This window comes from Candidatus Zixiibacteriota bacterium (genome assembly GCA_018820315.1).
Classification (GTDB): Bacteria; Zixibacteria; MSB-5A5; order JAABVY01; family JAHJOQ01; genus JAHJOQ01.
The window spans coordinates 1-6,586 of record JAHJOQ010000051.1 but is presented as its reverse complement, the minus strand read 5'-3'; the positions used below and the strand labels follow the sequence as shown (position 1 = coordinate 6,586).

Here is a 6,586-nt window from a genome sequence, read left to right as displayed (position 1 = left end):
TTCGGTTCACTTACCAACTTGTTCAGAGGCCTTGGTTCTGCCGACTCTACACTGACGGGATACTTCGTGTTCAAAGTCGCCTGCCGTGATGACGCCTTCGCCGTGGATCCGACACCGGCTGTCAGCGTTTTCGAGGCTATTCAGCCTGCGTGCGAAAGAGGTATACTGCTGATTGACAACACTGGCTATTGGAAGCATTCTCCTGGTGCGCTGTGGGGCGAGTGCGGTACATGCTGCACCTACGGTGGCGATCTGATGACCGGGAGGTATTTCCCGTATTGGAGACACCTCTTCGAAGAAGCCGGTCATCCAGTTGACACTATCTATCACGGGCTGAAGGGTAGTTCGGAGTTTGATGTACCACCCCCGAGAGAACTGATAACCCGGTACAAACTCGTGGTTATGCTAAATGAGTCGTACTACTACAACGCCGGATCCGAACTTCCAATGTATCAAAGACTCTCAGAGTACATGGATATCGGAGGCAAGGTGATGATGATAGGTCGCAACCAGTTCGGCATAGTTCTCGATGGACCTGCGGGGATCATCCCGATGAGTCCTTCGAGCATGGCATGGAACTATTTCACGATCGAAGGCCAGTACAGCGCAAACTGGATCAATAGCTGGCTTTGTTCCATTATCTCATGCACCTGTGATCACTCTAACGAGGAGTTCATCGGAGCAGGTTCTCTCGTGAGCGGCCTTCCCGATCTGGATGCGTCATTCGAGCATCTCGAGGAGTACTACGGCAGCTTCGACAGTTTCAGAGGCTGCGATGGCAATCCATATAATTACGATATGTGGTGCGTGCATGGAAACACACCATTCACTCCGTATCCGTTCCGCGGAGTTCCGGCGGTGAACTTCTACGAATCGAGCGGTCAGGGGCAGGGAGTATATCTGGCTTTCTCGACTTACGGAAGTGAGGGTGACATTGACGGTGGCGTCTGCGGCGTTCGCTATGACACGGGATGCCACAAGTCAGCCGCATTTGGCTTCCCCCTCTACGCGATTGAAGAGGAAGATGCGATTGGACTGCTCAGGGGTATGATAGACTGGTTCGATATTGACTAATCGATGACGCTCATATGATCAGCACAGACTGATCTGAAATTAACGCGGGAGGGAACTCAGTTCTCTCCCGTTTTCTGTTGCAGTAGCATCTTGAGTGAGACAGCCGGCGTAAACTCTGGCGACCGGGCAAGTGCGCTGTCGACGGCACCTGCAGCACCGGAAAAGTCATCGAGGTTGAGTCGACTAACTGCAAGTAAGTACCATACGAGATAATTGTCCTCACCAGATTCAATAATATTCTCACACGAGCTCAGTGCCTCATTGAAGTGGCCGAGCTGCACCAGGGCAGTCGTCAGGTTGATTCTTGCTTCAACGAGAGTTGAATCGAGTCTCATTGCATCTCTTAGCAGCGTCACAGACGAGTCGAGCGAACCTGTGCGGCCTGCTATCGTTCCGAGATGATACAGGATAACGGCTTCATCCTCGGTTCGCTCAATCTCCCGTTGTGAAGCGGGCATAAAGGAAGAAAGGGTAGTAAATGAGGGCTGGCGACTCTCAATCAGGAGGTCAAGAGATCGCTCGAAATCTCCACGGGCCTCCTCCAGCTGTCCGAGATCGAATCTGAGCACTCCCCTCAGTCGGAAGACCTGCGTGCTCGTCGAATTGGCCGCAATAGCCCTATCAAGCAACTCCAGCGCTTGTCTGTGCATGCCGACACCGCGGGCTGTAATTACGTAATTGATCAGCGCATCAACATAGTACGGCTTCAACTCCAGAGCGAGTCTCAGATATGAAAGAGACAGCGAATCATTGTGTGCGAGTCTCTCCACTACGCCCAGATTATTGTATGCCTTCGATGAGTCAACGGCGATCTGTAATTCGCACAGAAAATAAGTCCGCGCTGAGTCGATTTCTCCTCTGCTCAGATGGATGCTTCCGATATTCAAGTTCACCTGATTCATTGAGGGGCGCTTGGCAATGGCAGAATGGTATCTTTCGGCTGCTTCGTCCAAACGTCCCTGATTCATGAGGTGATTGCCTATGTTATACTCTTCCTGAGAATGATCCTCGAAATCCAGTCTGTAGAGATTGCTTGTGGTGCCGTAGGCAATGATCAGAATCACTGCAAACATTACAACTGCCCTGGCGGCACGCTTCCGCGAGATCGCCTCAACGAGCGCCTCAATACCAAGGGCTGCGAGTACGGGGAGGAAGACCAGCACCGGCAGCCTGAAACGTGAATTGATGAAAAACATCAGGATAGTGAATGAGTACGTCAAAATGTAAAGAGCCAGCAGACCGGTCCATGTGTTGTGTCGACGCGCAATCGCTCCGATCAGGGCGAGCGGGAGTAGAATCCACAGACCTACCGGAAGGATCCATACTATCCATATCTTGTCGAACACGAAACTGATGTCCCGATTGTTGGAAATTTCATGGTTGTTCACCAACAGATACATCTTCTTAACCAGAAGAGGCAGGAACATCTCAGGATCGTCGAGTGCGAATTCGACACCCTGTCTGTACCAGTAGGTAGAGACTTGCGACGCGCTCAGCGCCTTTCCTTCAGCTTCTTCAGCTATGTGGATACAGTCTGCGTATTCCCAGTCGAATCCAAGTCCCGGCATGTAGGCACTCACGCCATCTGCATCGCGGTTGTTTCCCAGATAGAAATTGATACCACCCTGCGATGACACCAGCACCACATCCCCCGACAAGACGTAATTTCTCACCGTAACCGGGGCTATCACGGCGGCGGTGACAACTGCTACCATTGCGACTCTCAGGAGTGCTGTTCGCACACCGTTCTTCTTCGCGATATGCACCAGCAGCCAGATTCCCAGAAAGGGCAGGAAGAGAAGTACATTGGGTCTGGTGAGTGCTGTAAGGCCGAAGAACACACCGGAGAGTATCCACGAGGCTTTCCTGTCGTCAGCTAGGCCGCTGTGGAGGAAGATGAAAGCGGCTAGTGTCAGCGGTAGAATCATAAAATCGAGGAGCAGCTGTCCCTCGAAATAAACGAATATAGGTGACAGAATGTAGAATGCGAGTGCAAGGACTCCAGTGGTGTAGGAGAACATCTTCTTAGTCAATCGATAGAGCAGGTAGCCGGTGGCGATTCCAACCAAATGTTGTATGATCAGAACCGCATGCATATCCGCCCCCGACAACCAATAGATCAACGCCAGAAAATAGGCGTAGAGAGGAGCTCTGAAGAAGACTGCGTCGCCGACCAGGTTGCCATCGGCAAGATAGAGTGCCCAGGCATGGTGCAAATGCTCGTCGATACTCAGATCACCCCAGATTAGGGAGCCAGAGTATTGCAGATGATACACGACCCTGATGGCAAGCCCGAATATTAGGAGCGCCGGGACCAACCAGTTGACTCCCAATCTCTCTCTCGTGATTTCAGACATGCCTGATTCTAAGATTTCGCGGTCGATACTGCAACATTAAACTTGTCTATGTCATTATTGTGAAAGCATTTGCACATGCCTATGTGCATTTATATGCACATAATTTCATCTGAACTGCAATCCGCTGCCTCGGCAACATCTCGCCGACCAGCCCGGATGATATGTAAGTGATTGTTTAATAATCGGTTAGACAGCGCTTTTTCGGATTGGCCGACATTCTATGTGCATCAGATTGCATCTTACGGTCGTGGCACAGGGTTTGCTCGACACAGGAGTAAGTCAACAGGGAGGCACTATTGAGACTTCGTTCAGGCACATTCAAATTGCTCGCAATCATCGGGTTGCTCTGTTGTGGCAGTCTGATTCCAAGTGCTGTTCTATCCGCCTCACTGAGCTCTGGCCTGCAGCGCAGTCTGGCTGATAATGCCAGCGAGAGTATTTCTGCACTGGTCTTCTTCGAGCCTGATGTTGAGTCATCGGTGGCTCTGAAATCCGCGACAGTGCCCGTAACGAATTTCGGTGATCGCTATAAGATGGTTCGTCGGAGCGTCGTATCGTCGTCAAAGACTGCGCTCGACAGATTTTCGAACGAGTTGAGTAGAAGTTCCGCATCGATAGAGATAAAGAAATCCTACTGGATAGCAAATGCAATTCTGGTCGAAGCGACTCCACGCGATCTCGCGCTTCTTGCGGAATTCGAATCCGTAGAACTGATTGTCGAAGATGCTATGCTCGAATTAGTGGACCCGATAGATGTCGCAGAGTCCCCGACGGTGATCGGTGGGGCGGAGGAGAATCTTCTTGCGATCAAGGCGGATAAGCTTTGGGCAATGGGATATACCGGTGCAGGGCGCCTGGTAATGAGCTTTGATACCGGAGTAGACGGCAGCCATCCCGGTTTGGCCTCGCGCTGGCGCGGGATCACAGCCGGGGATCCGGCCTCTGCATGGCTCGATCCATTCAATTCGGAATTTCCCGATGACAACTCAGGTCACGGCACTCACGTGATGGGTCTTATGGCAGGTGTCTTCGAAGGTGACACTGTCGGTGTGGCCCCCGACGCCGAATGGGCTTGCGCGGCGGTTGTTGACAGAGGCTCCGGGTTCACACAGACAATCTCCGATATTCTCTCGGCGTTCGAGTGGGCTGCCGATCCTGATGGCAATCCTGAGACCACTGACGATTTGCCTGATGCGATTTGTCATTCATGGGGCATTCCCAAAGGGATTTTCGCAGCATGCGACAACACATTCTGGCAGGCTATTGATAATCTCGAGCAGCTCGGAATCGTCAATGTCTTTGCTTGCGGCAATGAAGGCCCGACCGAGGGCACGATCAGAAATCCAGCCGACCGTGCATCCTCACCGCTCAGTTCGTTTTCGGTCGGAGCGGTGAATCATGCGGTCGACGGCTATCCGGTCGCAAACTTCTCGAGTCGTGGTCCAGCGAATTGCGATTCGACGATAATCAAACCTGAAGTTGTGGCACCCGGCGTGAACATAAAGTCTCTCAAGCCAGGCGGCACAACGAAATACATGTCAGGTACTTCGATGGCCGCTCCGCATGTGGCAGGTGCTGTGGCATTGTTGCGGCAGTACAATCCGGATGCAACGGTCGAGCAGATTAAGCACGCGCTTCTCATCTCGGCTCTCGACATTGACGAACCCGGTGAAGATAACGCCAGCGGTATGGGTCTGATAGATATTGAGAACGCAATCAACTATATGCCTGCGCCGACTCACGCAGCTATCATGTATCAAGGCTATCAACTTCCGGGCGACGCAAACGGCATAATCGAACCATTTGAAGTGGTTCAGCTTTCTGTTGATGTCCTGATAGGTAATTACGATGTCGGCGGTCTGTGGGGAGTTTTGCAGACATACGAATCCGGTGTCACCATTCTTTCCGACTCAGCGTACTATGGATCTCTCTTCGCTGGAAACAAATCAGCCAACCAATCGCAGCCATTCGTGGTGCAGGCAGATCAGTACGTGACACCCGGAACCGTCATCACTTTCAGAATCGATTTCTTTGATGAAAACGGAGAGTTCCTGAACAACGCGTATTTCGATGTCGTGATCGCTCAGAGCAAATTCGCGGCTTCCGGTTCTATCAACAACGGTCAGCTTTCTGTTGGAAGCTGCAACTATGGCGCGGTCGGCCTCGGCGCAGGGTCCATGATAGATAAGGGAGAGGCTGGCTTCTCAATCGACAGCATCGACTATCTGACGGAGTTTGCTCTTATCATCTCCGATGATGAGGGAAATGTCAGCGACGCCGTCAGAAATACCAGCGGCCGAATCTCGGACAATGATTTCGTCGCTGAGGTTGAGACCGGTTTGCTGGTCAATCCCGTCACAAGATGGGGAGACGCAGAAGTGATCGGATCGTGCATCGATGATCTTGCCGAGGCCCCGATAGGTTTGCATGTAGAACAACGGGTTTCGATGTTCAGTGACGTTGGTCTTGAGTCGACAGCATTCGTACGGTATACAATCAGCTTGACCGATCCCTTTGCGAGCAAGTCAATATGCGCCGGCATAGCTGCCGACGTAGACTTCTCCGGTCTCGAATTGCTCGGCCTTGATCCTTCTCGTAACCTGATGTACTACTTCAATTCCGAGCTCGGAAAGTATGTCGGGATTGGGATGATAGGCGGAGCGATGCACTCGTTCGAGTATTTCAGCAATCCTCTTGCGTCGAAATCAGGACTCTCGGATGCTGAGAAGGCCGATGCAGTCTGGTCGGGAGAGATATCTGAACTGCCCACGAAGCTGGCCGACTACGGTCACTTCATGTCGATGCCGCCTGTTACTATCGCAGGTGGTGAGTCTGTGGAGCTTGTCGCCGTTATAATCTGGGCTTCGTCCGAAGCGGACTTGATGCTAAAATATGACGATGCATACGACAAGTATATGGTTCCGACTTCTGCGGATGATGACGACGGCACAATTCTGCCGGAGTCATTTACGCTTTCACAAAACTATCCGAATCCCTTCAATCCTGCCACGACAATCTGCTTCTCGGTGGCACGCTCTCAGGATGTCACGCTGTCTGTCTACAATATCCTTGGCCAGAAGGTACGGACTCTGGTCGAAGGTGAGACTGCTATCGGCACCCACGAGGTTCTGTGGAACGGTTCCGATGATTCCGGC

General features: G+C 51.9%; 3 protein-coding genes. 2 read left to right on the top strand and 1 reads right to left on the bottom strand.

Annotated features, from left to right (window positions below; translation table 11 throughout):
• Positions 1-1,074 (top strand): hypothetical protein (locus tag KKH67_04350; GenBank protein MBU1318409.1); only part of this gene is annotated, 1,074 nt, incomplete at its 5' end.
• 56 nt (positions 1,075-1,130) lie between these two features.
• Here the strand turns inward: KKH67_04350 and KKH67_04345 are convergent.
• Positions 1,131-3,431 (bottom strand): tetratricopeptide repeat protein, encoded by a 2,301-nt coding sequence (locus KKH67_04345; protein ID MBU1318408.1) that lies wholly within the window; start codon positions 3,429-3,431, stop codon positions 1,131-1,133.
• Between the two features lie 296 nt (positions 3,432-3,727).
• Between KKH67_04345 and KKH67_04340 the strand changes: the two genes are divergently transcribed.
• Positions 3,728-6,586: S8 family serine peptidase (locus KKH67_04340; protein ID MBU1318407.1), on the top strand; the 2,859-nt coding region annotated here is incomplete at its 3' end.

Bases quoted from the DNA above. Each gene is read 5' to 3' on its own strand.
- KKH67_04345 (MBU1318408.1), bottom strand. From the start codon at position 3,431: ATGTCTGAAATCACGAGAGAGAGATTGGGAGTCAACTGGTTGGTCCCG.